At 63.1% G+C, this 24,860-nt stretch carries 25 protein-coding genes and 1 tRNA gene; 13 read left to right on the plus strand and 13 right to left on the minus strand.

All coding sequences use genetic code 11. The features are described 5' to 3' along the window. Window positions 1–4 precede the first annotated feature (4 nt). From AB4Z27_RS10055 to AB4Z27_RS10065, 3 genes are all read left to right on the plus strand, one after another. Window positions 5–1,147, plus strand: a complete 1,143-nt coding sequence (locus AB4Z27_RS10055) for a phage late control D family protein (RefSeq protein ID WP_441644394.1) — start codon at window positions 5–7, stop codon at window positions 1,145–1,147. A gap of 240 nt (window positions 1,148–1,387) precedes the next feature. Next, window positions 1,388–1,576 (plus strand): Com family DNA-binding transcriptional regulator, encoded by a 189-nt coding sequence (locus AB4Z27_RS10060; protein ID WP_441644395.1) that lies wholly within the window; start codon window positions 1,388–1,390, stop codon window positions 1,574–1,576. Beyond that, window positions 1,548–2,315 (plus strand): DNA-methyltransferase, encoded by a 768-nt coding sequence (locus AB4Z27_RS10065; protein ID WP_441644396.1) that lies wholly within the window; start codon window positions 1,548–1,550, stop codon window positions 2,313–2,315. Before AB4Z27_RS10060 ends, AB4Z27_RS10065 begins: the two co-directional genes overlap by 29 nt. Here the strand turns inward: AB4Z27_RS10065 and AB4Z27_RS10070 are convergent. The 5 genes from AB4Z27_RS10070 to AB4Z27_RS10090 all read right to left on the minus strand — a co-directional run bounded on the left by AB4Z27_RS10070 (window position 2,298) and on the right by AB4Z27_RS10090 (window position 8,568). Then, complete coding sequence (locus tag AB4Z27_RS10070; RefSeq protein ID WP_441644397.1) at window positions 2,298–3,503, minus strand: hypothetical protein; 1,206 nt, start codon at window positions 3,501–3,503, stop codon at window positions 2,298–2,300. The two genes, AB4Z27_RS10065 and AB4Z27_RS10070, sit on opposite strands and share 18 nt — an antisense overlap. 117 nt (window positions 3,504–3,620) lie before the next feature. Continuing rightward, entirely contained in the window at window positions 3,621–4,118 is a 498-nt protein-coding gene (locus AB4Z27_RS10075; RefSeq protein ID WP_441644398.1) for a hypothetical protein, read from the minus strand. A gap of 32 nt (window positions 4,119–4,150) precedes the next feature. Next, window positions 4,151–4,639, minus strand: coding sequence for an OB-fold protein (locus AB4Z27_RS10080; protein WP_441644399.1), 489 nt, complete (start codon window positions 4,637–4,639; stop codon window positions 4,151–4,153). Window positions 4,640–4,876: 237 nt separating this feature from the next. Then, window positions 4,877–7,825, minus strand: a complete 2,949-nt coding sequence (locus AB4Z27_RS10085) for a KAP family NTPase (protein WP_441644400.1) — start codon at window positions 7,823–7,825, stop codon at window positions 4,877–4,879. Between the two features lie 224 nt (window positions 7,826–8,049). Next, complete coding sequence (locus tag AB4Z27_RS10090) at window positions 8,050–8,568, minus strand: helix-turn-helix domain-containing protein (protein WP_441644401.1); 519 nt, start codon at window positions 8,566–8,568, stop codon at window positions 8,050–8,052. Between the two features lie 308 nt (window positions 8,569–8,876). Between AB4Z27_RS10090 and AB4Z27_RS10095 the strand changes: the two genes are divergently transcribed. The 6 genes from AB4Z27_RS10095 to AB4Z27_RS10120 all read left to right on the plus strand — a co-directional run bounded on the left by AB4Z27_RS10095 (window position 8,877) and on the right by AB4Z27_RS10120 (window position 13,034). Further along, on the plus strand, window positions 8,877–9,125 hold the full coding sequence (locus AB4Z27_RS10095; protein WP_441644402.1) for an ogr/Delta-like zinc finger family protein: 249 nt from the start codon (window positions 8,877–8,879) through the stop codon (window positions 9,123–9,125). Between the two features lie 84 nt (window positions 9,126–9,209). Next, a complete protein-coding gene (locus AB4Z27_RS10100) occupies window positions 9,210–11,918 on the plus strand; it encodes a toprim domain-containing protein (protein WP_441644403.1) in 2,709 nt (902 codons plus the stop codon). A 2-nt stretch (window positions 11,919–11,920) separates the two neighbouring features. Then, window positions 11,921–12,097: a hypothetical protein gene (locus tag AB4Z27_RS10105; protein WP_441644404.1), complete on the plus strand. Its 177-nt coding sequence runs from the start codon at window positions 11,921–11,923 to the stop codon at window positions 12,095–12,097. Next, complete coding sequence (locus tag AB4Z27_RS10110; protein WP_441644405.1) at window positions 12,097–12,339, plus strand: hypothetical protein; 243 nt, start codon at window positions 12,097–12,099, stop codon at window positions 12,337–12,339. The genes AB4Z27_RS10105 and AB4Z27_RS10110 overlap by 1 nt, the downstream gene beginning before the upstream one ends. Then, window positions 12,332–12,535 (plus strand): hypothetical protein, encoded by a 204-nt coding sequence (locus AB4Z27_RS10115; RefSeq protein ID WP_441644406.1) that lies wholly within the window; start codon window positions 12,332–12,334, stop codon window positions 12,533–12,535. The genes AB4Z27_RS10110 and AB4Z27_RS10115 overlap by 8 nt, the downstream gene beginning before the upstream one ends. Window positions 12,536–12,551: 16 nt before the next feature. Continuing rightward, window positions 12,552–13,034, plus strand: coding sequence for a hypothetical protein (locus AB4Z27_RS10120; protein ID WP_441644407.1), 483 nt, complete (start codon window positions 12,552–12,554; stop codon window positions 13,032–13,034). A gap of 490 nt (window positions 13,035–13,524) precedes the next feature. Here the strand turns inward: AB4Z27_RS10120 and AB4Z27_RS10125 are convergent, their stop codons facing one another. Then, window positions 13,525–13,899: a hypothetical protein gene (locus AB4Z27_RS10125; protein WP_441644408.1), complete on the minus strand. Its 375-nt coding sequence runs from the start codon at window positions 13,897–13,899 to the stop codon at window positions 13,525–13,527. A 37-nt stretch (window positions 13,900–13,936) separates the two neighbouring features. Between AB4Z27_RS10125 and AB4Z27_RS10130 the strand changes: the two genes are divergently transcribed. After that, window positions 13,937–14,890, plus strand: a complete 954-nt coding sequence (locus tag AB4Z27_RS10130; RefSeq protein WP_441644409.1) for a phosphoadenosine phosphosulfate reductase domain-containing protein — start codon at window positions 13,937–13,939, stop codon at window positions 14,888–14,890. A gap of 53 nt (window positions 14,891–14,943) precedes the next feature. After that, on the plus strand, window positions 14,944–15,249 hold the full coding sequence (locus tag AB4Z27_RS10135; protein WP_441644410.1) for a hypothetical protein: 306 nt from the start codon (window positions 14,944–14,946) through the stop codon (window positions 15,247–15,249). Here AB4Z27_RS10135 and AB4Z27_RS10140 read toward each other — a convergent pair. The 6 genes from AB4Z27_RS10140 to AB4Z27_RS10165 form a co-directional block, all read right to left on the minus strand. Continuing rightward, entirely contained in the window at window positions 15,246–16,250 is a 1,005-nt protein-coding gene (locus AB4Z27_RS10140; protein WP_441644411.1) for a tyrosine-type recombinase/integrase, read from the minus strand. The two genes, AB4Z27_RS10135 and AB4Z27_RS10140, sit on opposite strands and share 4 nt — an antisense overlap. Window positions 16,251–16,450: 200 nt before the next feature. Then, a tRNA-Leu gene (locus tag AB4Z27_RS10145) sits at window positions 16,451–16,537 on the minus strand. Then, window positions 16,516–17,850 (minus strand): MFS transporter, encoded by a 1,335-nt coding sequence (locus AB4Z27_RS10150; protein ID WP_441644412.1) that lies wholly within the window; start codon window positions 17,848–17,850, stop codon window positions 16,516–16,518. The genes AB4Z27_RS10145 and AB4Z27_RS10150 overlap by 22 nt, the downstream gene beginning before the upstream one ends. 129 nt (window positions 17,851–17,979) lie before the next feature. Further along, complete coding sequence (locus tag AB4Z27_RS10155) at window positions 17,980–19,305, minus strand: amidase (RefSeq protein ID WP_441644413.1); 1,326 nt, start codon at window positions 19,303–19,305, stop codon at window positions 17,980–17,982. After that, window positions 19,302–19,979 (minus strand): DUF2848 domain-containing protein, encoded by a 678-nt coding sequence (locus AB4Z27_RS10160; RefSeq protein WP_092292996.1) that lies wholly within the window; start codon window positions 19,977–19,979, stop codon window positions 19,302–19,304. The genes AB4Z27_RS10155 and AB4Z27_RS10160 overlap by 4 nt, the downstream gene beginning before the upstream one ends. Window positions 19,980–20,013: 34 nt before the next feature. Then, complete coding sequence (locus tag AB4Z27_RS10165; RefSeq protein ID WP_441644414.1) at window positions 20,014–20,736, minus strand: GntR family transcriptional regulator; 723 nt, start codon at window positions 20,734–20,736, stop codon at window positions 20,014–20,016. A 255-nt stretch (window positions 20,737–20,991) separates the two neighbouring features. Here AB4Z27_RS10165 and AB4Z27_RS10170 point away from each other — a divergent pair, with 255 nt between their 5' ends. Continuing rightward, the gene (locus AB4Z27_RS10170; protein WP_441644449.1) at window positions 20,992–21,759 is read left to right on the plus strand and encodes an IclR family transcriptional regulator; all 768 of its coding nucleotides are present in this window, start codon (window positions 20,992–20,994) and stop codon (window positions 21,757–21,759) included. A gap of 15 nt (window positions 21,760–21,774) precedes the next feature. On the opposite strand, the gene AB4Z27_RS10175 is transcribed toward AB4Z27_RS10170, so the two are convergent. Beyond that, complete coding sequence (locus AB4Z27_RS10175) at window positions 21,775–23,022, minus strand: Zn-dependent hydrolase (protein WP_441644415.1); 1,248 nt, start codon at window positions 23,020–23,022, stop codon at window positions 21,775–21,777. Between the two features lie 223 nt (window positions 23,023–23,245). Here AB4Z27_RS10175 and AB4Z27_RS10180 point away from each other — a divergent pair, with 223 nt between their 5' ends. Next, a complete protein-coding gene (locus AB4Z27_RS10180) occupies window positions 23,246–24,823 on the plus strand; it encodes an ABC transporter substrate-binding protein (protein WP_255370764.1) in 1,578 nt (525 codons plus the stop codon). The last annotated feature ends 37 nt before the right edge of the window (window positions 24,824–24,860 follow it).

Below are 24,860 nucleotides of genomic sequence, written 5' to 3' on the forward strand. Positions count from 1 at the left end.
GATCATGGACCTGCCTACCCTCCCCGATGCCGTGGTCGGCACCGCAGCGGTGCCTGTGTATCGCCTCATGCAGGGCGCGACCGACATTACTGGCCGCTTTGAGGGCCGGCTGATCTCGTTGACCCTGACCGACAATCGCGGCTTCGAGGCCGACCAGCTGGACATCGAGCTGGACGACGCGGACGGCATGCTCGCCCTGCCCGAGAAGGGCGCCACGCTTTCGCTGGGGATCGGCTGGCAGGACACAGGCGTGCTCGACAAGGGCCAGTTCAAGGTGGACGAACTTGAGCACTCCGGCCCGCCGGACCGCCTCACCATCCGAGCGCGCAGTGTCGACCTGACCGGGGGCATGACGACCCGCAAGGAGCGGTCCTACCGCGACCAGACCATAGGCGCCATCGTCGGCGCCATCGCCTCCCGAAACGGCCTTGCGGCCGTCGTGGCGTCCGCGCTGGCCAGCCTGGTCATCGATCACATCGACCAGACCGGCGAGTCGGACGCAAACTTCCTCACGCGCCTCGCCAGGGATCACGACGCCATCGCCACCGTCAAGCAGGGAAAGCTCCTGTTCATCAAGACCGGGGCGGCGCAAAGCGCGTCCGGCGTCCCGCTACCCACAGTCGAGATCACGCGCGCCAGCGGCGACACCCACAGCTTCCTTGTGGCGGATAGAGAGAATTACAACGGGGTGAAGGCGTACTACCAGGACGCGCGCCGCGCGGCCAAGGGCGAGGTGGTGATCGACGCATCGAACACAGCCACCGTGGTAGCGGAGCCGGTGCCGGGGCAGAAGAAAAAGGGCAAGGAGAAAGCGGCGTCCAAAGTCATCGCCAATCCGAACCCGGACAACGTGAAGGTGCTTCGGCACACCTATGCGTCAAAGGGAAACGCCGAGAGAGCAGCACGCGCGGAGTGGCAGCGAATCCAACGTGGCGCAGCCTCGTTCAGCATCACACTTGCCCGTGGCCGCCCTGACCTGTTTCCGGAACTGCCTGTGGTCGTACGGGGCTGGAAGCCACAGATTGACGGTTCGCGGTGGACCATCGCGAAGGTGACCCACAACATGTCGGATCAAGGCTATACGACCGCGCTGGAGCTGGAGGTCAAGCTGGCGGAGATGGACGACAGTGGAGCTGAAGCGACCTGACTGTCTGTTGTGGCAACGACAGGAACAACATGCCTGCCGTGTGCATCGGATGCGCCGGCGGCATCATGTGTGTGAGCGCGCCGGCCACCGACCGGCGCGGGAAGAAAAAGACGCGGCGACGTGGCCGGTGTTCGAGCACCAGCCACGCCCCGTTCCAGCAGTAGCAGCCTGCCAGTCCGGCCAGGTCCGCGCCACCTCGCGAGGCGCAGGCATCCTAGCACGCCACTGGGAAACACAGAGATGCAGGAGATCCGCTGCGGTAGCTGCAACCGCAAGCTCGGCATGGGCGAGTACGTCTGCCTTGCCATCAAGTGCCCACGCTGCGGCACGATGAACCAACTGAGGGCCGAGCGCCCCGCACCAGAGAGCCGGCGAGCTTCGTGTACTGGAGATTCCATTCATGAAGATATCCGCCGCTCGCCCGCCTAAATTCAACTGCCTATACCGTAGCAATGCCCTCGACGTGCTGCGCGGCCTGCCCGACAAGTCCGTCGACCTGTTCTTCACGGATCCGCCCTATTCATCTGGCGGCCTCCATGCCAGCACAAGAGCCCAGGCGCCTGGCCAGAAGTACATCGGCAGCGACGTGAAGACCGTCTACCCCGAGTTCAACCACGACAACAAGGATCAGCGCTCCTGGACCTTCTGGTGCCTGAGCTGGCTGGGCGAGGCGTTCCGCGCGACCAAGGATGCCGGGCATCTTGTCTGCTTCACCGACTGGCGGCAGCTGCCGAGTCTCACGGACGCCATCCAGGGCGCCGGCTTCATCTGGCGCAGCATTGCGGTGTGGGACAAGATGTCAGGCGGCTCCCGGCCCCGTATGGGAGGCTTCTCGCAGCAGGCCGAGTTCATGGTGTGGGCCACCAAAGGCGCGGTTCCGGCGGGGCATAAGGTTCACCTCCCCGGGGTCTTCCCGGAGCGCCTGCCTCGTCCGAAGCGCCACATGACGGAGAAGCCCCTGGGCCTCGCGCGGGAAGTCGTCCGCCTGGTGCCGCCCGGTAGCGTGGTGTGCGATCCGTTCGCGGGTTCGGGCACGTTCCTCGTGGCGGCTCTGGACGCGGGGCACCGGTGGATCGGCTGCGAGCTGGAGCCTGAGTATCACAAGGCGGCAAAGGCTCGCCTTCGCGCTTCGGCCCAGCCCCGGCAAGCGCTATGCGAAGCCTTCTGAAAGACAGGCCTGTTCCATCATTCCGACAAAACCCAACTCCGTATTGTCGATTCGCAGGCGCATCTGTTTGGGCGCGTCGTGCTGCTCACCCAGCACTCGCCCTTGAGCCGCGAAGAAACGATCATCTTGGGCGATGAATGTACCATCCGGTTTGCAGACAGATGAGGCTGCGATGTGGAGCTCGATAGTGACATCCTTACCCGCCTCTACCGTGACAAGTGCAAATTGGCGATCCGATTCCTTGCCCGGATGCCAACTGAGACGAACTGGATGACCATCGGTAGGCTTAGGCGCACCTTCCAGCTTCCAGTCACCAATGATCTCATAGCCTTGCCACTTTCCCGGAAACAGTGTGACGGCGCATACGATATTTGTTGACGTTTTAGCACAGGCTTGAACAACCACCGGGATGGGCATATTGCGGGCAACGTTTACGGCGCGACCGTATTTAAGTGGTCCCGCTTCCAAGCTATCCATCGCGAAAATCGCACCAGCCAAACAACTCGTAATGGTGGCTGTGCTGATTGATAGCGAAAACAGAATGCGTGATTTTCGACGCAATGACGTACGCTCGAGAATCTTCGCCATTCTCCAAGCAGTGAAAGGAACGACAATAATTGTCGATGCCATCATCCATCCAAAGATGAAAATTGGCATCTTAAATAAATATAACAGCCATCCCAATGCGCAAATCAACAACAACGTGACTGCATACGTGTAGGCGGTGCAAAGTGCCGCATAGCCAGCCAGTCTCACTGCTCGCTGCCGCGTCTCTCTGGGCTCGTCTTTTAATTGCATCCCCGAAAACAAGCTAACCAGATAGCTGATGGTACATGCACCAATCACGCATGCCGCACAGCGGAGCAGAACCTCCCAATTGTACGAAGGCTGGACGTTGAACTTAAGTTTGTACATCCAGAACGAAGTCCACGGGTCTACAAAAGGTGCACCATCGCTGGACATTATCGCTAGCATGGCGAACGTCATAGCCAAGCCAAACGCAGCAAAAATGCTATACCACGAATGATTCTCTTGCCCAGCGGCCTTGAGCGGGTCCGGGGACATAAGCACCTTGGCCGCTCTTATAAGCGGCGGAAGCGCGCTTATGAACAGGTCCGTGGGTCCGCTCAGCGGCGCTTGGTGGGATGGCTGCGACTGCTGCTGCGTAAATTTTCTGTGACTCGCCATTCAACCTCCTTTCTTCTTTTTTGCCTTATCGCCGTGAGCTTAGCAAAAATAGTCGACAGTTCCGGGCGTCGTCGGCCTGCGCCATCAGCGTTGCCTAATCCACTTCTCCGCCCAGCCCTATTGCAGCCTGCCGCTGGCGGCCGGATTCATTACAGGAGCCCATCGGACCGCCCGGCCTCCATCGGCGGACACGGAACACTCATAGATGCCGTAGTCCGACATCCGCACGACACTTCCCAGCGAATACGCCTTGCCGCCATGCTGGCAGACCGGCGGAGCGCCCGTCGCAGCCGGCGCCAGCGGCCCGGAGAAGATGGCATACCCGGTCACGGCCATCACGCAAACAAGGCCCAGCGCCAGCAGCCCCATGCCCGTGCGCATGCGCTCCAGCGCGACGGCAATCGCGGCGCACCCGGCACAATGGTCATGCTCTGATGCCGCGCCGAACTGGTTGCTGCGCATTCCGATAATGGTCCGTACGGGAGTCAAGGCTTCGTTATTGTTGATCGTGATGACATTGCTCAGATGGCTTTGGGCATTCGCCTCTTTGTGTACCGAGTTGCCGGCCACAACTTGCCCTGCATCCCCCTCCACGGCTGCTTCGTGAGTCTTCATATTCACTCGCATCAATGAAGGCGCAGGGCAAGTCAGCGCATCATGGGCACAGCCCAACGCCAGCCCCAATCAGGACGACTGAACGCGGCAATCCTTGAGCATGGGGTGCCGGCGATCTCGCTGTTGCCGATGCACTCCAGCGTCACGGCCTGGCCCTTCTTCAGCGATGCCGTAGCGCCGTGCTGGTCCTCTGCGAGATGCGCCTGCGGTTTGCTGAACTCGTACTCGCCCCCCGCGTTCAGGACGAGGTAGGGCTCGTCGCCCATTCCCGCCTCAATGCTGCCGATGCGGGCGCTGACGATCAGCCGCTTGCCTTTGTATTTCTCATTGGCGGCGATCTCGTTGTCCTTGTACGTCTTGAGCAGGCCGCTCGCCGATACCTTCTGCGGCGGCTCGGGCGGCGCAGCGGGCGTGGCAGCCACCGCCGACTCCGACGCGGTCGGCTCGTCCTTGCCAGAGAGGATCCCGATCACGATGAGCACGGCGGCGAGGATGCCGATCCATTGGAATGCCTTCTTCATACCTTGACCTCTTGGAATGCCCGCAAAGCTGGGCGGTTGATGGAAGCCCTGCGGGGTTGTAAATCGCAGGGCATTCCGAACCTAGAGGAAGGGGTAGAAGAAGGAAATCGCAGTAATCCTAATCTGGATGAAAATTACTTAGATCAGATATTAAGAAACTTTTACCGTCTGTGAAGGCGGTAAACCCCATTTGAGCTTACGCGGCAACGGGTTCGCCTAAACTTTTTGGACTTCACCTCAAGTCTTTGCTTCGTCGACCAATTCGTCGAGTACCTTGAAGACGCCACCCAGATCTTCGCCGTAGGAGACCCTGTAGTTGTTGGTCGTCACGATGCGCTCCTGCGCATGCAAGGCTCGCTGGCGAATACGCTCCCCATACCGACTCCAATACCGTCCCATCTCCCTTGGGTCAAAGCCTCCAGGAAGCCCGGTTTTGGTGGCGACGAAGCCCCTTTCATCTCCGTCCGAAAAGAAAGCGTTACTTAGATGCGACAGACAGTGGTCCAAGAAGAGGAAGATGTTGTCTTCGTCGATATCGGGGTTGAAGCAGACACCAAACGCGTACTTGTTCATCTGTCTCGATATGCCGCCACGATCCTCGGCCGCAGACTCGTCGTAGTGCCCACAACCAACACCCGACCCCGTTGGCGGGAATGTATTGCTCAGCTGGTATATAACGAAAGACTTGACCGCAGAGCGCTCCGAGGAAACACGCTGAGTAAGCGAAGGAGTCCCTTGTCCCGATTCATCGTCTATTAAGGACTGTTGACCGCGTTGAGTCGACTCTTCGCCGAGAAACGCTTCAATTGGTGCATCATCGACCTCTGCGAAAAAGTTACGCCGCGGATCAATGTAAGTCCGTTTGAACAGTGCGAAGACCTCCTGGGACAGTCTTCTCATGCCCATCAATGCGAGATCACGAACTGAACCGGCTGTCGCCGCATTCTTGTCCTGATGCAGAATGAGGGCTGAATGAAGATTGTGGAGCTGCCCTTGACGATCCGCGGAACATTGGAGCCTGAACAGCATGAGATCGTTCCAGCCGAGGACGCCGCGATCGGCACTGGCAAGGCGTTGGATTAGACCTTCATGGGACTGTTCGCCGAAGATCCGCCATGCGATCTCTATGATGTTCTCCGGGGTATTCGGAAGGCGACGACCTTCTGTACGTCCCCAGCCAGCTCGATCCAAGAGCCTCAACAGGGAGTAGATCGACCGCGACCGCAATCCGCGATCATCCTTTGCAATCGCCGGGTAGCGAGGCAGATAGTCGACGAGCGTGTTAATGGCATCTTCAGCGACATCCCGAGTGAAGCCATGAGACTGATTAACCAGCACCCTCCAGAACTGGTCATGCGCATACTCCCAGCGTTCCGTCTGAAAGTTCTGCGACGTTAGCATCAAAGCTATAGACGCCCCGTTCCGGACTTTTTCCACGGCGTCCTGATAAAGAACAAATGTCGCCTGCGGTTCTGGCGTTGCGAACCGCACGATGAGTTTGAGGTAGCCCTCCAGATTCCTGGCGTGGTCATCGTTGAAACACGCACGGGACGTCAGAACTGCCTCATCAAGTTCGCTCGGATCCCCCAAATCCAAGCTTCTAACATCGAAAAGCTGCGTTAACAAGAACGCCGCCGCCCCCCTTTGCTCGGCGACTAGCGCCAGGAACTCTTCGGAGTTTTGAAAGTTTGGCTCGCCGTGCTCGCGACGCACAGAAAATACGCCGCCCCGCCCCTCCGTCTCTTCGGCATAGATCCGCCTAAATAGCCCAGGATAGTTCAGATGCAAGAGCATGAGGTTGATGAGGTCGCACTTGTTAAAGTCCGTCCGACCTAAGTCGCTCTTCTCGATCTGCATGAGCAGCATAGCGTTGACAAATCGCTTCACCTTCCGCAGGTCGCCGACAAGAGGCAAGTACTTCGCCGCCAGAGCCCCGTCGAGAACATTTGCCAACTCGTTGAGCACTGAGCCGAGCTTCATCATCGTATCGGAAGGTATCGAGCCCAGTTGATCGTCTGCGCGTTCCCAGTTCTTCCGCAAGAAGTTTCGAATGTCTGAACTGTCCACGAAAAGGCTCAGTTTGGCTGTCACAAACTTTTCGAGGAAATCGCGTGCCCTCGATCCCTCCTCCTGACCTCCCGCAAGTACCTCCGTGTCGTAGCAAAGGATATAGGTGGCCTGCGAAAGCTTGAACGTCCGCCGCGTTGCGAACAAAACATTGTTCACAGTCTTTGGCTCCAAACGATCAAGATCGTCAATAACGATGATGACGCGCCGGTCGATACGGATTAGAACCTCGTCGATGGCATCGAGAAGATCGTCAACGGTTTCCTGCGACGGCTCTAGCGAAAGTTTGAATCCAAGAAATGAAATGTCGGCTTTTCCTTTTACTAACCTCGAATACCGCGACGCGGCCGGTCGAAACTCCGGAGCAAAAACTTCTCGTTGAATCGCGGCGGACAAGTCGCGGATCAATCGATCCGCAAGGTCTGGCTCTGATGCGTACCGAAGGGGTTCGAATCGACAGACAATGGGCCCATCGTCCTCTTCCTTCCAATATCGCTCAGCCAAATTAATGAAGCTTGTCTTGCCGACTCCCCATGGCCCATCGATTCCAAAGACGAGCCCTGGGTGAGCACCGCTCGCAAGAACAGTGTCAGCAAACGACTTGGCTTGCGCCTTGCTGGCAAGCAGATCGTCATCTTCATGCCCGATTTCCTCGTCGACAATGAAGTACTGCTGTGAAGTCGGTCTCTTGCGTCTTGGCAAGTACTTTTGTACGAGAGGCGACAACAATACTGCGCAGAGTAGGAGAAGGACCGCTGGCGCCCAATGGGGATCCGAACTCTTAAGAGCCACGTGAAGCTTAGCCAACCAAGGCGAGACCAACTCGTTCGTCCAGATCCCGATGCCGATCGCAATGAGTAAATCAAGTCGCAAGCTACGGACAATTCGGGCAGCGGCACTGTGCGCGCCCCGCTTCACGGCATAGATCAGGCATAACAGCAGCGCCGTCAGCATCCCGCCGACCGTCGCCAAGAGGGGCACATCCGACAACGCATCAGCGAAGTTCGCACCGAGGTAAAAGGCAGCGCGGCAAACCTCAGCGCCGATGAAACCAGTGGCGAGCGACTTAATGAATATCAGTAACTCTGGCATATTCATCGTTGGCTTGTCAGCCGTCATCAAGTTCTTCCTCCATGGTGCAGCGCGGTCTCCTCGCGCATTTACCTACTCTGCAGCCCACGTGAATATCCGAGTGAAGCCGGCCTTCTTGACCCATTACTGCCGGCACAAACAAAGACGATGGCCGACACGACAATCCGAAGAGCAGAAAGTAAGGGATTCGCTAATATCGTCTTCCAAGTACTAGCAATATCCAGCGCTGAGTCTTCGGCACACCGCCCGATCTAGGTTCGCCCCTTCTTGCTCATCTTGATTTTGATTGGGCTACGCACATCACCATGGACGACTTGGCCGATGTCGCCACCAACCTGCACGCTGTGAGCGCCACCTGCAATGGCGTGCGCACGATCGTGAACGCCTTGCACGGAGGGATCAGATGTCCCGGTTGCGCTTGCCTCTTCCCTCGCCGCCGTGGTGTCGCAGAGCGTGACAAACAGCTTCTCGAATTTTTCGACTGGCAGATCGTTGCCCAAAGCCTGAGCGGCCTTGTAGGCCTGGCCAGCTGCAACGCGGGCGGCGTCCAGAGAGATGGCGTCTTGTGGAAGTCGCTTGCCGGTGAGGACGTAGAGCACATCGACGCCGACTCGGATGACAGCCGCCAAATAGAGCGGGTCAGGCGACCGATCCCCGCGTTCGTACCGGCTCTGCACGTTCTTCGCAACGCCCAGCGCCTCACCAAACGCGGTCTGGGTCAGCCCGAGACGAAGTCTTTCGGACTTCAGTCGCTCACCGAGAGTCTCCATTTTGGTTGACTTTTATCAATTGAGTCTCCAAATTGGAGACTAAGATGTTTAGCGCACACTAACGAAACCCAATCATATCGTATGCCTACTAAGCCTCCTGCCCTGCGCGCGCCCCGCCAGCCAGACACGGTACCCGTGGCCATTCGACTTACCCCGGCCGAGGTCGCGAAAGCGGACCGATATGGCGATGCGGAATTCCGCTCCCGAGCGGCCTTTACCCGCCTGATGTTCCTCCGGGGCATGGCAGCTTACGAGCGCGAGTTCGGGCTGGATGCCAGTGGTTCGTGTGAGTGCGGGAGATCCTGCACATGAGACTCATCTGCCCACATTGCGAATTTCGCATGAAGATCCGCACCAGCCGCGCGGTATCGCTGCTCTCGCGAGAGGGTTACTGGCAATGCCCCAACGTCGAGTGCGCGTACACCTGCAAGACCATCACCTCGGTGATCGCGACCATAGCCCCGAGCATGGTTCCGAATCCCCAGGTCTACCTGCCCGTGAGCCGACCGCGCGGTGGCGGCGCAGATGACCGCCAGCTAGACCTGCTGGTCACCTGACAGCGGCCTAGCACCCTCCCCTTTATCGATTTCCCGCTTCATGCCCCTCACCGGGCGTGAGGGACTCTTTTTGCCCAGAGATTCATGAACCCATCCCTTCACAGCGAAGTCACCGCCCGCCTGCTGCGGGACTACGCCTTCAAGCAGAAGCGCGGCGGGGAGAAGCTGGAAAGCGGCAAGTGCCCCTCCTGCGGCAAGAAGACCTTGTGGGCCTTCGGCGAGGCGCCTTGGGTGGTGCGCTGCAACCGGCTCAATAACTGCGGGGCCGAGTTCCACATCAAGGATCTGTACGCCGATCTTTTCGAGAGCTGGTCTGACCGGTTCGCGCCCACCGCCGAGAATCCGAAGGCATCCGCAGATGCCTATATGCGGGACGGGCGTGGCTTCGATCTGTTGAAGATCGGCGACTGGTACACGCAGGAGAGCTACTACAGCCACGAGCTGAAAATCGGCAGTGCCACCGTGCGCTTCGCGCTGGCGCCGGGGGTCTACTGGGAACGCATCATCGACCAGGCACACCGCTTCGGCGACCGCAAGGCGACGTTCCACGGTAGCTACGGCGCCATGTGGTGGCAACCGCCCGGCCTGAGCCTCGTCGACTTCAAAGAGCTGTGGATCGTTGAAGGCATCTTCGATGGCATCGCTCTGGCGCACCACGGCATTGCGGCCGTGGCGGCGATGTCGTGCACGAACTACCCGGCGCTCGCCTTGCGCGGCCTCGCGGAGCAATGCGCAGCCAACGACCGCCCCCGGCCGAAGCTGGCGTGGGCGCTGGATGGTGACCGGGCGGGCACCCGCTATGCGATGCAATGGCTGGAGCGCAGTCGCGAAGAGGGCTGGGAGGCATCGATCGTGGTGCCCAAGCCTGCGGGTGCGAAGAAGCGCGACTGGAACGACCTCCACCAGCTCAACAAGCTGTCCGCGCAGGACATCGTCGAATACCGATACCTCGGTGACCTGATGGCGGCGCCGACACCCGCAGAGAAGGCGCGCCTGATATACGGGCGCACCGGCATGAGCCAGTTCGCGTTCGACTTCCACAGTCGCCTGTATTGGTTCAAGGTGGATCTGGAGGCGCTCAATCGCGAGATGGACGCCGTTCGGCAGGCCCATGGCGATCTGGCGGAGCAGGAGATCCGCGACGAGGCGATGCTCAAGGCGGGAATCGTCACGAACATTGCCACATGCCTCCCCACGGTCCTCTACTACCAGGCCAACCTTGCAACCGACGAGGCCTGGTACTACTTCCGCGTGGCGTTCCCGCATGACTCCGAGCCGGTGAAGAACACCTTCACCAGCTCGCAAGTTGCATCCGCCGGCGAGTTCAAGAAGCGACTGCTGGCCGTCGCACCCGGTGCGTTCTACACGGGATCCAACGGCCAACTCGACTCCTATCTCAAGGAGCAGATGCACCGCATCAAGAGCGTGCAGACCATCGACTTCGTGGGCTACGCCAAGGAGCACGGCTGCTACGTCTACGCCGATGTTGCGGTCAAGAACGGCAAGCTGTTCGCGCTGAACGACGAGGATTTCTTTGATGTGGGCCGCTTGTCCATCAAGACCATTGGCGGGTCGGCGGGGCTTTCGCTCAATACCGACCTCAAGGCGGTGCGGCACGACTGGCTTGAGTTGCTGTGGCGCGCCTTCGGTGCCAAGGCCATTGTCGCCCTCGCGTTCTGGCTCGGCTCCCTGTTTGCGGAGCAGATCCGCGAGGGGGATGGGATCAAGCAGAAGAGCTTCCCGTTCCTCGAGATAGTTGGCGAGCCGGGTGCCGGCAAGTCGACCCTGATCGAGTTCCTGTGGAAGCTGTGCGGGCGACGCGACTATGAAGGCTTCGACCCGTCGAAGTCATCACTGGCTGCCCGCGCGCGCAACTTCGCCCAGGTGTCCAACCTGCCCGTCGTCCTGATCGAGGGCGACCGGGGCGAGGACGGTGCCAAGGTCAAGGGCTTCGACTGGAACGAGCTGAAAACCGCCTACAACGGCCGCAGCACGCGTGCACGCGGTGTGAAGAACGCCGGCAACGAAACCTACGAGCCGCCCTTTCGCGGCACAGTGGTGATCAGCCAGAACGCCGACGTCAATGCCAGCGAGGCGGTGCTGCAGCGGATTGTTCACCTCTACTTCGACCGCGCCGGCCAGAACGCCGATACCTTCGCCGCCGCCCGCGCGCTGGAGCAGATGCCGATGGAGGACGTTTCCGGCTTCCTGTTGTCGGCTGTGCTCAAGGAGAAGGACATTCTGGCGCGCTACGTCGAGCGCATGCCGCACTACCAGGATCTGCTCGCCCGCAACCCCGACATCAAGCACCAGCGCCTGGTGAAGAACCACGCGCAGGTCATGGCGCTGGTGGACTGCCTGCCCATCGTCCTACCGTTGCCCACCGAGCACCGCGATGCCGCGCAGCGCCAGCTGGTTGGGATGGCCGTGGAGCGCCAGCATGCCATCGGCGCCGATCACCCGCTCGTGCAGGAGTTCTGGGAGCTGTACGACCACATCGAGTCCGCTGACGACGCTCAGGCCGTGCTCAACCATGCCCGTGGCGACAACATCATCGCCATCAGCCTCCGCCATTTTGAACAGGTGGCCAATGACCGCCGCCTGACCCTCCCCCCGCTGACCGACCTCAAGCGCGTGCTCAAGACTTCCCGGCACCGCAAGTTCATCGATCTGCGGGTGGTCAATAGCGCGATCAACGCGCGCTTCAACGCCGAGAACCTCCATGCGCCCAAGCGCCCCAGCAGCGTGAAGTGCTGGGTCTTCGAGGAACGCTCGGCCAATCATGGAGTTTGAGCATGTCTTCTGTTGCAACGATGAGAGCCTTCCTCGTCCACATCGTCTCCCACACTGGTGCGCGGCTGCAGTTCACCGCGATTGCCCGCACCCGCCTGGATGCCCAGCTCGATGCGCTGGACTGCCTGAGCGAGCCGCCCCGCTTCTGCAGCGCTCGCGCTATCGGGAGGGCCAGTTGATGTACGCACTGCTCAATCTGTGGATGGTGGTAACCGCCACGGTGTCGGTCTATCTCTTCAACAGCGGCGCCCACCGTGCGCGATGGGCCGCGCTGATCGGGCTCGCGGGCCAGCCGGCATGGCTCTATTTGACCGCGACCACCGAAGAGCCGGGGATGTTCGCAGCGAGCCTGTTCTTCACCCTCTGCTACTGCCGTGGCGTGTGGGACGGTTTTGTGCGACGCGGAGGCCGCCGTGGTTGATTCCGTTGTGAGTGAGGCGCAACTGCGCCGCGCGCATCGGGCGCTGCGAATTGCCACGCCTTTCGATGCCATGTCCGAGTTGCTGATTGCTGCGGTGGGGGCTGCCGCACGCGCCATGGCGGCACGCGACCAGCGCCGGACCCAACCCCCTTCCATTGACCTGAAGCGCCGCGCCGCCGGCGACTTCGAAAACTGATCCTTGGGACTGCAACATGCCCGCCAGCAAACATCGAAAGAACCGACGCAGCCACGGCCCACGCGAGCGCAGCCTGCCCGTGTGCTTCCGCTTCAGCAACAACGCCGAGCTGGACCTGCAGCTCGTTCCTCATAGCGAACTGAGCAAAATCCTCGACGGCACGGCTACGGAGGCGGCATGGCACACGCTTGCCTTCCGCATCAATGTCGGCCAGGTCGTTGCCGCTCTGTACTTCGCTGACAACCGGCCGCTCTGTGACGCGATGGCGGCTGGGGTGGTGGCCATCGCGGGTGTCGGCAAGCGCTTCCGTGATCGCGGCCTGCTTGGCGTGACGGGAGATGAGTTCCGCGCGATCGGCCAGGCGCTCAACCTGACCGACGACATGCAACGGGCTTGCACCCGCCGCCAGCTGCTGGTGGCGACGCTGCAGGTGGAGAGGGCCGGGGCGAGCGGCACAGGGCTCCCCCGAGACATCGATCAATTTCAGAAGGTAGCTTGAGCATGACCAGTTTCGTTCAGACGGATGGCGGCGTTCTCTATGTCCAGCGCGTCGCGCAGATTATTTGCAATGGTCTATATCCGGAGGCGCGCGCTGTGGGCAAGACGCTGGCTGACTTCCCGGTGAGTACGCGGGAGAATTTGCTGACGATTGCGGAGGCGATTCTTGTGGAGACGGGGGTGGGGGGTGCTGCCGGCCGAGCTGGCGAGTCTCCCGCATATGACGTCGAGGCTATGCTGTGTGGCTGTGTGCCAGGCGGAGTCCATTGCGATCCGCAGGCGATTGCGGACGCGATACGGGAATGGTGTCGGGAGCGGAAGCGGCCGAAGGCTGGGGCGGGTGCTATGCCGTCCACGCACCGGGAGGTGCGCGCATGATCCGCCGCCGATACAACTGCTTCACGATGTGTTCGGGCCTCGGCGGCGGCGCGAAGGGCTTCAAGAAGGCCATTGCGCGCGTGGGCAATGACCTTCCGTTAGCCGCAGCCCTATCAGCGTCCTCTGATGAGTTCCAGATATCCAAGGCCGATCGGCGTCGAGCTGTTTTGCGATCGTGTGGCCCAGTCGATGCTGCCCAGCCCATCGCATTCGGCAAGTTCGTTGGGAATGCGGTAGACAAGATCGTCAACGAGATCCTGGGAGTCTTCATAAAAAATGTTCACTTCCAGATCATTCCAAGTACACGTAGCTGCCAAATCAAATTGGTGTACTGCATCTGGGCGCCGTTTCGCCGTAATCAGCAGCAAGGGCACTGTGTCATTGCTGCTGGGCTGAACCAACTCTGCAACGAGACCCACCTCCGACAACCTCGCGATGATGCGGGGAATCACCTCCTGCACGAACCAAAATTTGGCTTCTCTACTCATACCGGCACTCCCAAGTTTTTCGGAAATGCATCCTAGCATGAGCATCATCCACGTAGTCTCCATGTCCGGCGGCAAGGACAGTACTGCCACCGCGATCCTGGCGCTTGAGCAGCACAATAGGGATGCGTGCCGCTTCGTCTTCGCGGACACCGGCAACGAGCATGAAATGACGTACGACTATTTGCGCTATCTCGAAAGCAACTTGGGGATACATATTGAGTTCGTGCGGCGCAATTTCTCGGATGTTTGGTGGCCACGCCGCGACTATGTGCGTGACGCCTGGCCCAGCAAGGGCGTACCGATGGACGTTGTGCAGCGCGCGCTCAGCGTCTTGGAGCGCGGACCTACCGGCATCCCGTTTCTCGATCTTTGCATCATCAAGGGACGCTTCCCCAGCCGCATGGCCCAGTTCTGCACTCATGAGTTGAAAGTCGTGCCAATCACGGAATACCAGCTAAGTTTGATTGCGGGAACCGAACATCTGGCTTGGTCTTGGCAGGGCGTCAGAATCGAGGAAAGCAAGGCAAGGCGAAGCAAGTTACAAGGCACCGGCGCATGTGTCATCAGCTTCCACGAATTGGGCGGTGGTCTATTCAACTATCGGCCGATTCTGCGCTGGAAATGGCAGGACGTTTTCGAAGCGCACAGCCTCTACGGGATCAAGCCGAACCCGCTCTACCTTCAAGGTAGAGAGCGCGTCGGATGCCTCTGTATCAACTCCGGAAAGCAGGAAATCAACGCCTGGGCGAAGCGCGACAAGGACCACATCGAGCGCATCGCAGAGTGGAAAGATATCGTATCCCAGGTCAGCAAGCGAGCCAATGCTACGTTCTTTCCAGCGCCCGGCGATAACGACACGGCGCGCGAGCGCGGGGGCATTTGGCAGCGCGTGGAATGGGCGAAGACGACCCGAGGCGGCCGGCAGTACAACCTTCTCGATCAACTCGACGGGCCCACCGCGTGCTCGTCGTCGTATGGATTGTGCGAATGAACGCGAAACTGCGAGGGCCCGAACTTGGATCAGTACCGATGCGTGAAGCTGACATGATCGAACGCATTGCAGTGGCCGTGGCCAACCACGTGCGGACGGCGCTACCGGTGAGCGTGACCTTGTGGGACGCGGAGCGTATCGCCGAGTACTTGGTGCGCTCGCCTAGGGTGGTGCGCGAGCGGGTGGTGACGCTGCCCGGGTTTCCGAAGCCGATCCGGATCCCGTCGGTGCAGTCGGGCAAGCATGCCGGCAAAGATGGGCGGGGAAAGGCGCTGCCTCGGTGGAAGGCGGCGGAAGTCATTGCATGGGCCGAATCCTACCGGGAGCAGCCGTCGGGTCCGCCGAGGCGGTCCGGTTAGCCGAGGCGCTTGGCGATGTTCCGGGCCGACTCGTTGTAGTAGGTCAGCAGCTCCTGCAGGTTCGTGTGTCCAGTCATCCGGGCCAGATCGAGGGGCTGCAGCTTCTTCGCCAGGCGCGTGATCGCCTCGTGGCGGGTGTCGTGGAAGGTCAGGCCGGCAATGCCGGCCTTTTCTTTTGCCTTCCGGAACAGTGCATCGCGGCTGGCGGCGGACAGCGCGAAGATCGGCTTGCCCTCCTCCACCTTGGGCAGCATCCGCAGCAGCTCAAGGGCGCGGGTGGATAGCGGGACGTCGCGGGCGCCGCCGTTTTTTGTCATGGGGAGATGGGCGACCTGGGCCTCGAAGTCGACTGTGTGGCTGGTCAGCCCCAACATTTCGCCCGATCGCATGGCCGTTTCGATGGCCAGCAGGAAGGCCACGGCCACCCGCTGCGATGGCAGCGCCACCGGCATGCCCTCCTGGTAGCCGAGCGCCACCATAATCCGCTCGATTTCCTTTTCCGAGATCAGGCGGTCGCGCGGCGGGCTGTCGGGCGGCCGGCGGACATTCTTCATCGGATCGGTGATCAGCCAGCCCCATTCCTTGCGGGCGACCTCAAGCGCATGGGAGAGCAACGACATCTCACGGGACACCGAGGCGCCGGCGACCTCGCGCACGCGGGCATCCCGCCAGGCGGCGATGTGCTTCGGCATGAGGTCCGCCAGGCGGATGTCTCGGAATGCCCTGCCTTCGACCAGCTTCCTGCCGATCACCTCAAGGCGGAGCTTTTCCCACCGCTCACCCCGTTTGGTCGGGCTCACCGTCCTCTGGTACTGGTCGAGGACGTCACCCACCGTGTGCGTCTTGCTGCCGTGGCCGCCGCTGATGGACCGCATTTCGGCCTCGCGCTGCACTGCCCAATGCTGCGCTGCCGCCTTTGTCTCAAAAGTACGGTCGTCGCGCCGGCCTTTCACGTTGATCTGGGCACGCCAGCCCTTTGCCACCTTCTGGATAGAAGCCATAACCCTTTGCCGCGGGGAGTTCGCGGGGAAATGTCGGGGAGCGCGGGGCGGAGTATACCGTGAGCGAAATGGCGAAGAGTGTGGAAACGGAGGCCGGGCGGAAAGCCCGCTAAGGCTTATGGGACTTGGCTTTGCGGCGTATAGAGAGGGGAAGTGGCGGGATAGTGGGAATGTTGCGGGGAAGCCACAAAAAGGACTGGTGGTGCGAGGGAGGGGACTCGAACCCCTACACCATTGCTGGCGTCAGGACCTAAACCTGGTGCGTCTACCAATTTCGCCACCCTCGCGGTCCTTGCGGCGGTTGCCCTGGCGGGCGGCCGCGTTGTCGGTTGGCGCTGCGCATCCTCGAGGACGACAGCCGCCCCGTATTGGTCTTGAACCAGCCGATCATGTACGGCGCCACGAAGCCGGCCAGGTTGCCGATGGAGTTGATCAGGGCGATGCCGCCCGCCGCCGCCGTGCCGGCCAGGAAGGCCGACGGCAGGGACCAGAACACCGGGAAAGCCGCCAGGATGCCGACCGAGGCGATGGTYAGCGCCACCAGTGCCAGCGTGGCGCTGTGCAGCCACATGCCGGTCAGCGTCAGGCCCACCGCGGCCAGCAGCGTGGCCATGGCGCAGTGCATCCGGCGTTCGCCCGAGCGGTCCGAGTGGATGCCGTTGAGCACCATGGCGATGGTGCCGGCCACGAACGGAATCGCCGAGATCAGACCGATCTGCAGGTTGCCCTTGACGCCCAGCTCCTTGATGATCGACGGGGACCAAAACGCGATGGTGGCATTGCCGCTCACCACGCAGAAGTAGATCGCCGCGCAGATCCAGACTCGCGAATTGGCGAAGGCGTCCCTGAGCGAYGAATGCTTGGCCGGGTCACGTGCCTCGGCCTCCACCTCGCGCGTCACCAGCGTCTGCTCGGTGGCCGTCAGCCATTTCGCGTTGACCGGCTTCTCGGGCAGGAACATCAGCACCGCCACACCGGCCAGCACCGACGGAATCCCCTCGATCACGAACAGCCACTGCCAGTTGGCCAGGCCATCCACGCCGTCCATCGCGCTCATGATGAAGCCGGCCAGCGGGCCGCCGATCACGCCAGCGATCGCGAACGAGGTCATGAACAGGCCGTTGATGCGCGCGCGGCGGTCGGCCGGGAACCAGTAGGTCAGGTACAGCACCACACCCGGGAAAAAGCCCGCCTCGAAAATCCCCAGCAGGAAGCGCAGCGCGTAGAACTGCCCCGGCGTCTTAACGAAGATCATCGCCATCGAGGCCAGGCCCCAAAGGATGGTGATGCGCGCCAGCGTCTTGCGCGCGCCGATCTTCTCCAGCAGCAGGTTGCTCGGCACCTCGAACAGGAAGTAGCCGATGAAGAAAATCCCCGCGCCCAGGCCGTACACGGCCTCGCTGAACTGCAGATCCTGGAGCATCTGGAGCTTGGCGAAGCCCACGTTGACGCGGTCGATCCAGGCCAGGATGAACAGGAACACGAGGAACGGGATCAGGCGCACGGTGATCTTGCGGTACGCCTCGTTGCGTTGCTGAGCCAATTCCGCGGGCGGCAGGCTCTCCAGGGCGCCAGGGGCGCCGGTCATCACGGAAGACATCGGTGATTACTCCTTGGGTGTGGTGGGCGGGGCGCCGCTACATTGGCGGCGCCCTCTGGCTTGCGCTGTGTTGTGCTGGAGCGCGTTGCCGCGGCCGTGGGAATCCGGCCGATTTGCTGGCTGCCCGGCTTACGCCAGGCCCTGCTCGATGGCGCCGGCTACCTGCAGCACGCGGGCGTCGTGCCCGTGCAGGCCGCAGATGCCGAGGCCGATGCCCTGCCCCATCGGCAGGGACGCCGCGCAGCCGTCGAGCCAATTGATCACGCTCGGGTTGCGCAGCACCAGGCCGTTCGTGGCGAAGAAGTCCTCGTCACGCGCCAACGCATCCAGGCGCGGCGGGCGCACGGCGACGGTCGGCATCAGCCAGGCGTCGGCATCGCGCAGGCGCTCGGCGGCGCGCGCCTGCATGGCGGCGCGCTCGGCCAGCAGCGTGATGTAGTCGGCGGCGCTCTGTTGCTGGCCGCGACGGATACGCTGGGCCACGCGCTGGTCGTAGCGGTCGCCCTGCTTGGCCAGCAGATCGCGGTGCCAGGTCCACGACTCGGCGGCGGTCAGCCCGCCGCCAGCRTTGATCTCGGGCAGGCGACGCAGTTCGGGGAAATCGAAGGTAACGATTTGCGCCCCCTTGGCCGACAGACGCGACAGCGTGGCCTCGAACGCCTGCGCCACCTCGGCCTCCACACCATCCATCACGAAGTCGCGCGTGACGTAGAGGCGCAGGCCGGACAGATCGGCGGGCCGGGTGTCGAGCGTCTCGCCGCTCAGCACCGCGTCCATCGCCACGCAGCACGCCACCGAGCGCGCCAGCGGGCCGGCCGAATCGAGCGAGGTCGACAGCGGCACCGCGCCGGACAGCGGCACGCGGCGCGCGGTCGGCTTGAAGCCGGTCAGCCCGCAGAACGCCGACGGAATGCGGATCGAGCCGCCCGTGTCGGTGCCCAGCGCGGCCACGGCCATCTCCTCGGCCACGCTGACCGCGCCGCCCGAGGTGGAGCCGCCGGCGAYGCGCTCGGCGTCGAACGGCGTGCGCGGCGTGCCGTAGTGGGGGTTCAGCCCCAGGCCCGAGAACGCGAACTCGCTCATATTGGTACGGCCGATCAGCACCGCGCCAGCCGCGCGCAGGCGAGCCACGGCGGGCGCGTCGGCCTGGGCCGGGGCGGTGCCGTCCAGCGCCACCGAGCCGGCACGCGTCATCTGGCCGCGCACATCGAACAGATCCTTGATGGACACCGGCAGGCCGGCCAGCGGCGATGCCACGAGCCCGGCGGCGCGCGCCTGGTCAGCCGCGCGGGCCTGCGCCAGCGCACCKTCGGCGTCCACGTGCAGGAAGGCGACGCCGCCAGCACGCTGGTGCTGCGCGATCCGGGCCAGCGCGTCTTCGGTCAGCGCCACGCTGGTCGTGCGTCCRGCCGCCAGCGAKGCMGCCAGGGCGGCAATGGTCGGGGCGGCGCTCATTCRGCCACCTCCAGCGACGCCACGCGGTACGCATGGCGCAGCGTGCGATGGCGCACCGGGTCGTGCAGCTCCACCTCGAAGGCGTCGCCGTGGCCCAGGTCGCCGATCACGGCCTGCGTGCCGCAGAACATGGCGGTGCCGGGCGGCAGCTGCGCTTCGCCAGTCAGGCGTTGCACCAGATCGCGCGGGTCCAGCAGGCGCGTGACCTTGCCTTCCTGATACAGCGCACGCTGGCCGTCGCGCACGCGCCAGCAGCGCATTTCCAGCTCGTCCCAATGATCGGCCACCTCGTCGAAGCGCCAGACCTCGCGGCCCATCGGCTTGCCGCACATCTGCTTGGAGACGGTCACGTCATAGGCTTCGACCTTCCGGTCGGTATGGTCCGAGCCGATGCCGATGTACAGCGCGTCCGCGCCCTGCAGCAGCACGAATTCGGTCTCGCCCGACGAGTCGTCGCGCGGCACCTCGAGCACGTCGGCGGTGGTCAGCAGCGAGGCGGCCAGCGGGTAGAAGGTCGGCACGGTGGCGGGCGGCTTCACGCCCAGCGCCTGGAGTTCTTCGATGTGATGCTGGACAGCGGCGGCGTCGCGGCCAGTCCAGCCGGCGATGATGAGTCGTTGGACGTCGAGGGCGAGCGGGCCCCCGCCGGCTACCTGGAGGTGCAGTGTCGGCATGGCGTACTACCTKGTTACGAGGGAAAAGGGTCGGTCAGAGAGTCCGGATGATGTTCTTCCGGAATTCGTCGATATGTTCGCGGATCGCCTCGCGCACGGCCGGGATGTCCCGGCGCTCGAGCGCGTCGACGATCTCCAGATGCTCCTGGTAGACGTTCTCCAGGTGCTGGGGATCGGACAGCGAGAGGAACCAGAAGCGCGCCTGTTTCTCATGCAGGCCGCGCAGCAGTTCGGCCAGCACGCGGTTGCGCGAGGCGGCGGACATGGCGGTATGGAACTTGAGGTCGAGCGAGGCCAGCGCGGGAATGTCGCGGCGGGCAATCAGCTCGGGCGAGCGGTCCACGATGTCGCGCATGGCCTTGAAGTCGCTGTCGTGCCCGCGCTCGCAGGCCAGCGTGGCGCACAGCACCTCATTGGTGGCGCGCACCTCGATCATGTCGAGCACTTCRTTCAGCGACAGCGGCGTCACCAGCACGCCCTTGCGCGGCAGGATGGACACCAGCCCTTCCACTTCGAGCCGATGCAGCGCCTGATGGACCGGCGTGCGGCCCAGGCCGAGCAGCGCGGCCACCTGGGCCTCGATCAGCGGCTCGCCGGGACGGAACTCGCACGCGATGATGCGGCGCTTGATCTCCGTGTACGCCTGCTCGCGCAGCGCCGCGCCGCTCTGGGCAGGCGTGGGGGGCATGAGGGGCGCTACGGGAGTGGTTGCCGGCTGGGGGGCGGCACCGCCGACCAGTCGAATAGGGTTYGCCACGGGTTGCTCGCTTCGTCTCAACGTTCGTTGAAGTTGCTGTGATACTAGTGTGATATTTCACTGGAGACAACCCGGAAAACCCTAGGGGTAAACACCAGAGACGCGCCAGCCGTCGAGGCGCCGGGTATCATGGCGGGACGTTATGRAATCGATAATCGATTCATGCGTATCTTGGTGCAATATGCAGCCATCGTGGTGCAGGGTTTCACGACGATGGTGCCGAACCTTGGTAATCCGCCCCGCTGTCCGTCTCCCATGTCCGCCGATCCGCTGTTCAATCAATCGCTCGAAAAAGGGCTCGAAGTCCTGCGCGCCTTCAGCGCCGTCCATCGCACGCTGACGCTCTCCGAAGTGGCCGGCCTCACCGGCATGACCAAGAGTTCGGCCCAGCGCACGGTCCATACGCTCGAAAGCCTCGGCTATATCGACAAGCACCCGCAGACCCGCCGCTTCCGCCTGACGCCGAAGGTGATGGAGATCGGCTACAACTACCTGGCCGCCGATGCGCTGATTCCGATTGCCAGCCCCTACCTGTCCCAGTTGGCCAACGCCAGCGGCGAGACGGCCAATCTGACCGAGCCCGTGGGGCTGGACATGGTCTACGTGGCGCAACTGATGACCGCCAAGCACATGCCCGTGCTGACGCCGGTGGGCATGCGCATTCCGATGTACTGCACGAGTTCCGGCCGCGCCTACCTGAGCACGTTGCCCGATGGGCAGGTGCGCGCGGTGCTGGAGGCCTCCACGCGCGCGCCGCGCACGCCGGCCACGCTGACCGATGTAGACGCGATCTTCGCGCAGGTGGTGGCGTGCCGGGGCCTGGGCTATGCCTGCAACGAGGAGGAGCTGTTTTTGGGCGATATGGGCGTGGGGGCGCCCATCGTGAACAGCCAGGGGGTGGCGGTGGGSGCGGTGCATGTGTCRCCGCCSGCCAGCCGGTGGACGATGGCGGAGGCCCAGCGCAAGCTGGGGCCCCTCGTCATCGAGTGCGCGTGGGCGATTTCAAGGTCGATCGGACATTGAGGCTGCCACCGGCGATCAGCGAGCGTGCTCCAGCATCGCCTGCAGCAGCACGTTGGCGCCGGCCTCGATGTGCTCGGGCAGCGCATCCTCCAGCTCGTTATGGCTGATGCCGTCCTTGCAGGGCACGAAGATCATCCCGGTGGGGGCGCGCTGCGCCACGTAAACCGCGTCGTGGCCCGCACCGCTGACCACGTCCATGCTCGACAGCCCCAGCGCCGCCGCCGCGCGCCGCACGCTGTCCACGCAGGCCGGGGCGAACAGGCAGGGCTCGAACTTCACCACCTGGCGAATCTCCACGCTCACCGCCGCCACGTCAGCAATGCCGGCGAAGGCCGCGCGCATCGCCGCATCCATCCGGTCCAGCCCGTCCTGCGACAGGTTGCGGAAGTCCACCGTAAAGTCCACCCGCCCCGGAATCACGTTGCGTGAGTTCGGCTTGACCTCGACATAGCCGACGGTGCCCCGGCCATGCGGYGCGGCATCCCGGGCGATGCGGTTCACGGCCTCGATCATCCGCGCCGTTGCCAGCAGCGCATCGTGCCGCAGCGCCAGCGGGGTCGGGCCGGCGTGGGCGTCCTGGCCGGTCACGGTCACGTCGTACCACTGCTGGCCCAGCGCGCCCGAGACCACGCCGATCGGCAGCCCGGCCGCCTCCAGCACCGGTCCCTGCTCGATATGGGCCTCGAAGTAGGCCGCGAACATGCCGCCCGGCACCTCGCCGGCAGGCTGCGCGCCGTGATAGCCGATGGCGGCCAGCGCGTCGCCCACGCTCACCCCGTCGCGGTCTTGCTGGCGGCGCGCCTCGTCGGCATCGAACACGCCGGCGAACACGCCCGAGCCCATCATCACCGGCGTGAAGCGGGTGCCCTCCTCGTTGGTCCAGAACGCCACCTCCAGCGGCGCGCGCGTCTGGATGCCGAGGTCGTTGAGCGTACGCATGACCTCCAGCCCCGCCAGCACGCCGAAGTTGCCGTCGAACTTGCCGCCCGAGGGCTGGGTGTCGATATGGCTGCCCGTGGCCACGGCCCGCGCGGCAGGGTCCGTGCCGGCGCGGCGCGCGAAGACATTGCCGATCTCGTCCACGCGCACGTCCAGGCCCGCCTCGCGGCACCACTGCACCACGAGGTCGCGGCCCTTGCGGTCTTCATCGGTCAGCGCGATGCGGCACACGCCGCCCTTCGGCGTGGCGCCGATCGCGCCCAGATCCATGAGCGATTGCCACAGCCGGGCGCCATTGATGCGGGGAAGAACTTTCGAATCCATGTCTGCCTTGTCTGCTTCGTGAGTGAATGATGAATGACCAACGCCCGGTGCAAGAACCAGACCACGCGCCGGGGCGGCGCGACTGGCACATGACTTGCTAGACCGAAGGCAGCCCTTCCCCCACTCAGGAGCATTGCCTGTGAACCACCAAACGTCCGCCCACGCGAAAGGTTTCTCCGCCGCAGTCCTGGCCCTCTCGTTCCTCGCACTGCCCGGCGCCGCCATGGCCGAGAAGACGCTGCGCATCGGCATGACCGCTGCCGACATCCCGCGCACGCTCGGCCAGCCCGACCAGGGCTTCGAGGGCAACCGCTTCACCGGCATTCCGATGTACGACGCGCTGACGCAGTGGGACCTCTCCAAGGGCAACGGCCCCAGCCTGCTGATTCCCGACCTCGCCACCGAGTGGAAGGTGGACGCCGCCGACAAGACCAAGTGGACCTTCAAGCTGCGTCCCGGCGTGAAGTTCCACGACGGCTCCGCCTTCAACGCGGACGCCGTGGTCTGGAACGTCAACAAGGTGCTCGACAAGACCGCCAAGCAGTTCGATGCGAGCCAGGTGGGCGTGACCGCCTCGCGCATGCCCACGCTGCGCAGCGCGAAGAAGATCGACGACCTGACCGTGGARCTGGTCACGTCCGAGCCGGACTCGTTCCTGCCGTACAACATCTCGAACCTGTTCATGGCCTCGCCCACGCAGTGGGAGAAGAAGTTCGCCGCCGTGCCAGCCTCGGTGACCGATGCGGCCGAGCGCAGCAAGCAGGCGTGGGTCGCCTTCGCCGCCGACGCCTCCGGCACCGGCCCGTTCAAGATGACCCGCTTCGTCCCGCGCGAGCGCCTGGAACTGGCCAAGAACGCCAGCTACTGGGACAGCAAGCGCGTGCCCAAGATCGACAAGGTGGTGATGGTGCCGATGCCCGAGGCCAACGCGCGCACCGCCGCGCTGCTGTCGGGCCAGGTCGACTGGATCGAAGCTCCCGCGCCTGACGCCGTCGCCCAGATCAAGAGCCGCGGCTTCGAGGTCTACGCCAACGCCCAGCCGCACATGTGGCCGTGGCAGCTCTCCTTCGCGCCGAATTCGCCGTGGCTGGACAAGCGCGTGCGCCAGGCCGCCAACCTCTGCGTGAACCGCTCGGGCCTGAAGACGCTGCTGGGCGGCTACATGGCCGAGGCCAAGGGCATCGTGGAAGCCGGCAACCCGTGGTGGGGCAATCCCAAGTTCGACATCAAGTACGACGCCAACGCCGCCCGCAAGCTGATGGCCGAAGCCGGCTACTCGGCCGCCAAGCCGCTCAAGGTGAAGGTGCAGGTGTCGGCGTCCGGCTCGGGCCAGATGCAGCCGCTGCCGATGAACGAGTACGTGCAGCAGAACCTCAAGGAGTGCTTCTTCGACGTGGACTTCGACGTCGTGGAGTGGAACACCCTGTTCACCAACTGGCGCATCGGCGCCAAGGATGCCAGCGCGCACGGCGCCAACGCCATCAACGTCAGCTTCGCGGCGATGGACCCGTTCTTCGCGATGGTCCGCTTCGTCAGCACCAAGACGCAGCCGCCGGTCTCGAACAACTGGGGCTTCTTCGGCAATGCGGAGTTCGACAAGCTGATCGAGACCGCCCGCACCTCGTTCGACGAAAAGTCCCGTGACGCCGCGCTGGCCAAGCTGCACGCGCGCATCGTGGAAGAGTCGCCATTCGTGCTGATCGCCCACGACGTGGGCCCGCGCGCCATCTCGAAGAAGGTCAAGGGCGTGGTGCAGCCGCAGAGCTGGTTTATCGATATCGCGACGATGTCGATGGACTGAGTTGGTTTGCGCCCCGTTGTGTTCTCCCCTCTCCCCT

This window comes from Cupriavidus sp. KB_39 (assembly GCF_052114485.1).
Taxonomy (GTDB): Bacteria; Pseudomonadota; Gammaproteobacteria; order Burkholderiales; family Burkholderiaceae; genus Cupriavidus.

Bases quoted from the DNA above. Each gene is read 5' to 3' on its own strand.
- AB4Z27_RS10055 (WP_441644394.1), top strand. From the start codon at position 5: ATGGACCTGCCTACCCTCCCCGATGCCGTGGTCGGCACCGCAGCGGTG.
- AB4Z27_RS10060 (WP_441644395.1), top strand. From the start codon at position 1,388: ATGCAGGAGATCCGCTGCGGTAGCTGCAACCGCAAGCTCGGCATGGGC.
- AB4Z27_RS10065 (WP_441644396.1), top strand. From the start codon at position 1,548: ATGAAGATATCCGCCGCTCGCCCGCCTAAATTCAACTGCCTATACCGT.
- AB4Z27_RS10070 (WP_441644397.1), bottom strand. From the start codon at position 3,503: ATGGCGAGTCACAGAAAATTTACGCAGCAGCAGTCGCAGCCATCCCAC.
- AB4Z27_RS10075 (WP_441644398.1), bottom strand. From the start codon at position 4,118: ATGAAGACTCACGAAGCAGCCGTGGAGGGGGATGCAGGGCAAGTTGTG.
- AB4Z27_RS10080 (WP_441644399.1), bottom strand. From the start codon at position 4,639: ATGAAGAAGGCATTCCAATGGATCGGCATCCTCGCCGCCGTGCTCATC.
- AB4Z27_RS10085 (WP_441644400.1), bottom strand. From the start codon at position 7,825: ATGACGGCTGACAAGCCAACGATGAATATGCCAGAGTTACTGATATTC.
- AB4Z27_RS10090 (WP_441644401.1), bottom strand. From the start codon at position 8,568: ATGGAGACTCTCGGTGAGCGACTGAAGTCCGAAAGACTTCGTCTCGGG.
- AB4Z27_RS10095 (WP_441644402.1), top strand. From the start codon at position 8,877: ATGAGACTCATCTGCCCACATTGCGAATTTCGCATGAAGATCCGCACC.
- AB4Z27_RS10100 (WP_441644403.1), top strand. From the start codon at position 9,210: ATGAACCCATCCCTTCACAGCGAAGTCACCGCCCGCCTGCTGCGGGAC.
- AB4Z27_RS10105 (WP_441644404.1), top strand. From the start codon at position 11,921: ATGTCTTCTGTTGCAACGATGAGAGCCTTCCTCGTCCACATCGTCTCC.
- AB4Z27_RS10110 (WP_441644405.1), top strand. From the start codon at position 12,097: ATGTACGCACTGCTCAATCTGTGGATGGTGGTAACCGCCACGGTGTCG.
- AB4Z27_RS10120 (WP_441644407.1), top strand. From the start codon at position 12,552: ATGCCCGCCAGCAAACATCGAAAGAACCGACGCAGCCACGGCCCACGC.
- AB4Z27_RS10125 (WP_441644408.1), bottom strand. From the start codon at position 13,899: ATGAGTAGAGAAGCCAAATTTTGGTTCGTGCAGGAGGTGATTCCCCGC.
- AB4Z27_RS10130 (WP_441644409.1), top strand. From the start codon at position 13,937: ATGAGCATCATCCACGTAGTCTCCATGTCCGGCGGCAAGGACAGTACT.
- AB4Z27_RS10135 (WP_441644410.1), top strand. From the start codon at position 14,944: ATGATCGAACGCATTGCAGTGGCCGTGGCCAACCACGTGCGGACGGCG.
- AB4Z27_RS10140 (WP_441644411.1), bottom strand. From the start codon at position 16,250: ATGGCTTCTATCCAGAAGGTGGCAAAGGGCTGGCGTGCCCAGATCAAC.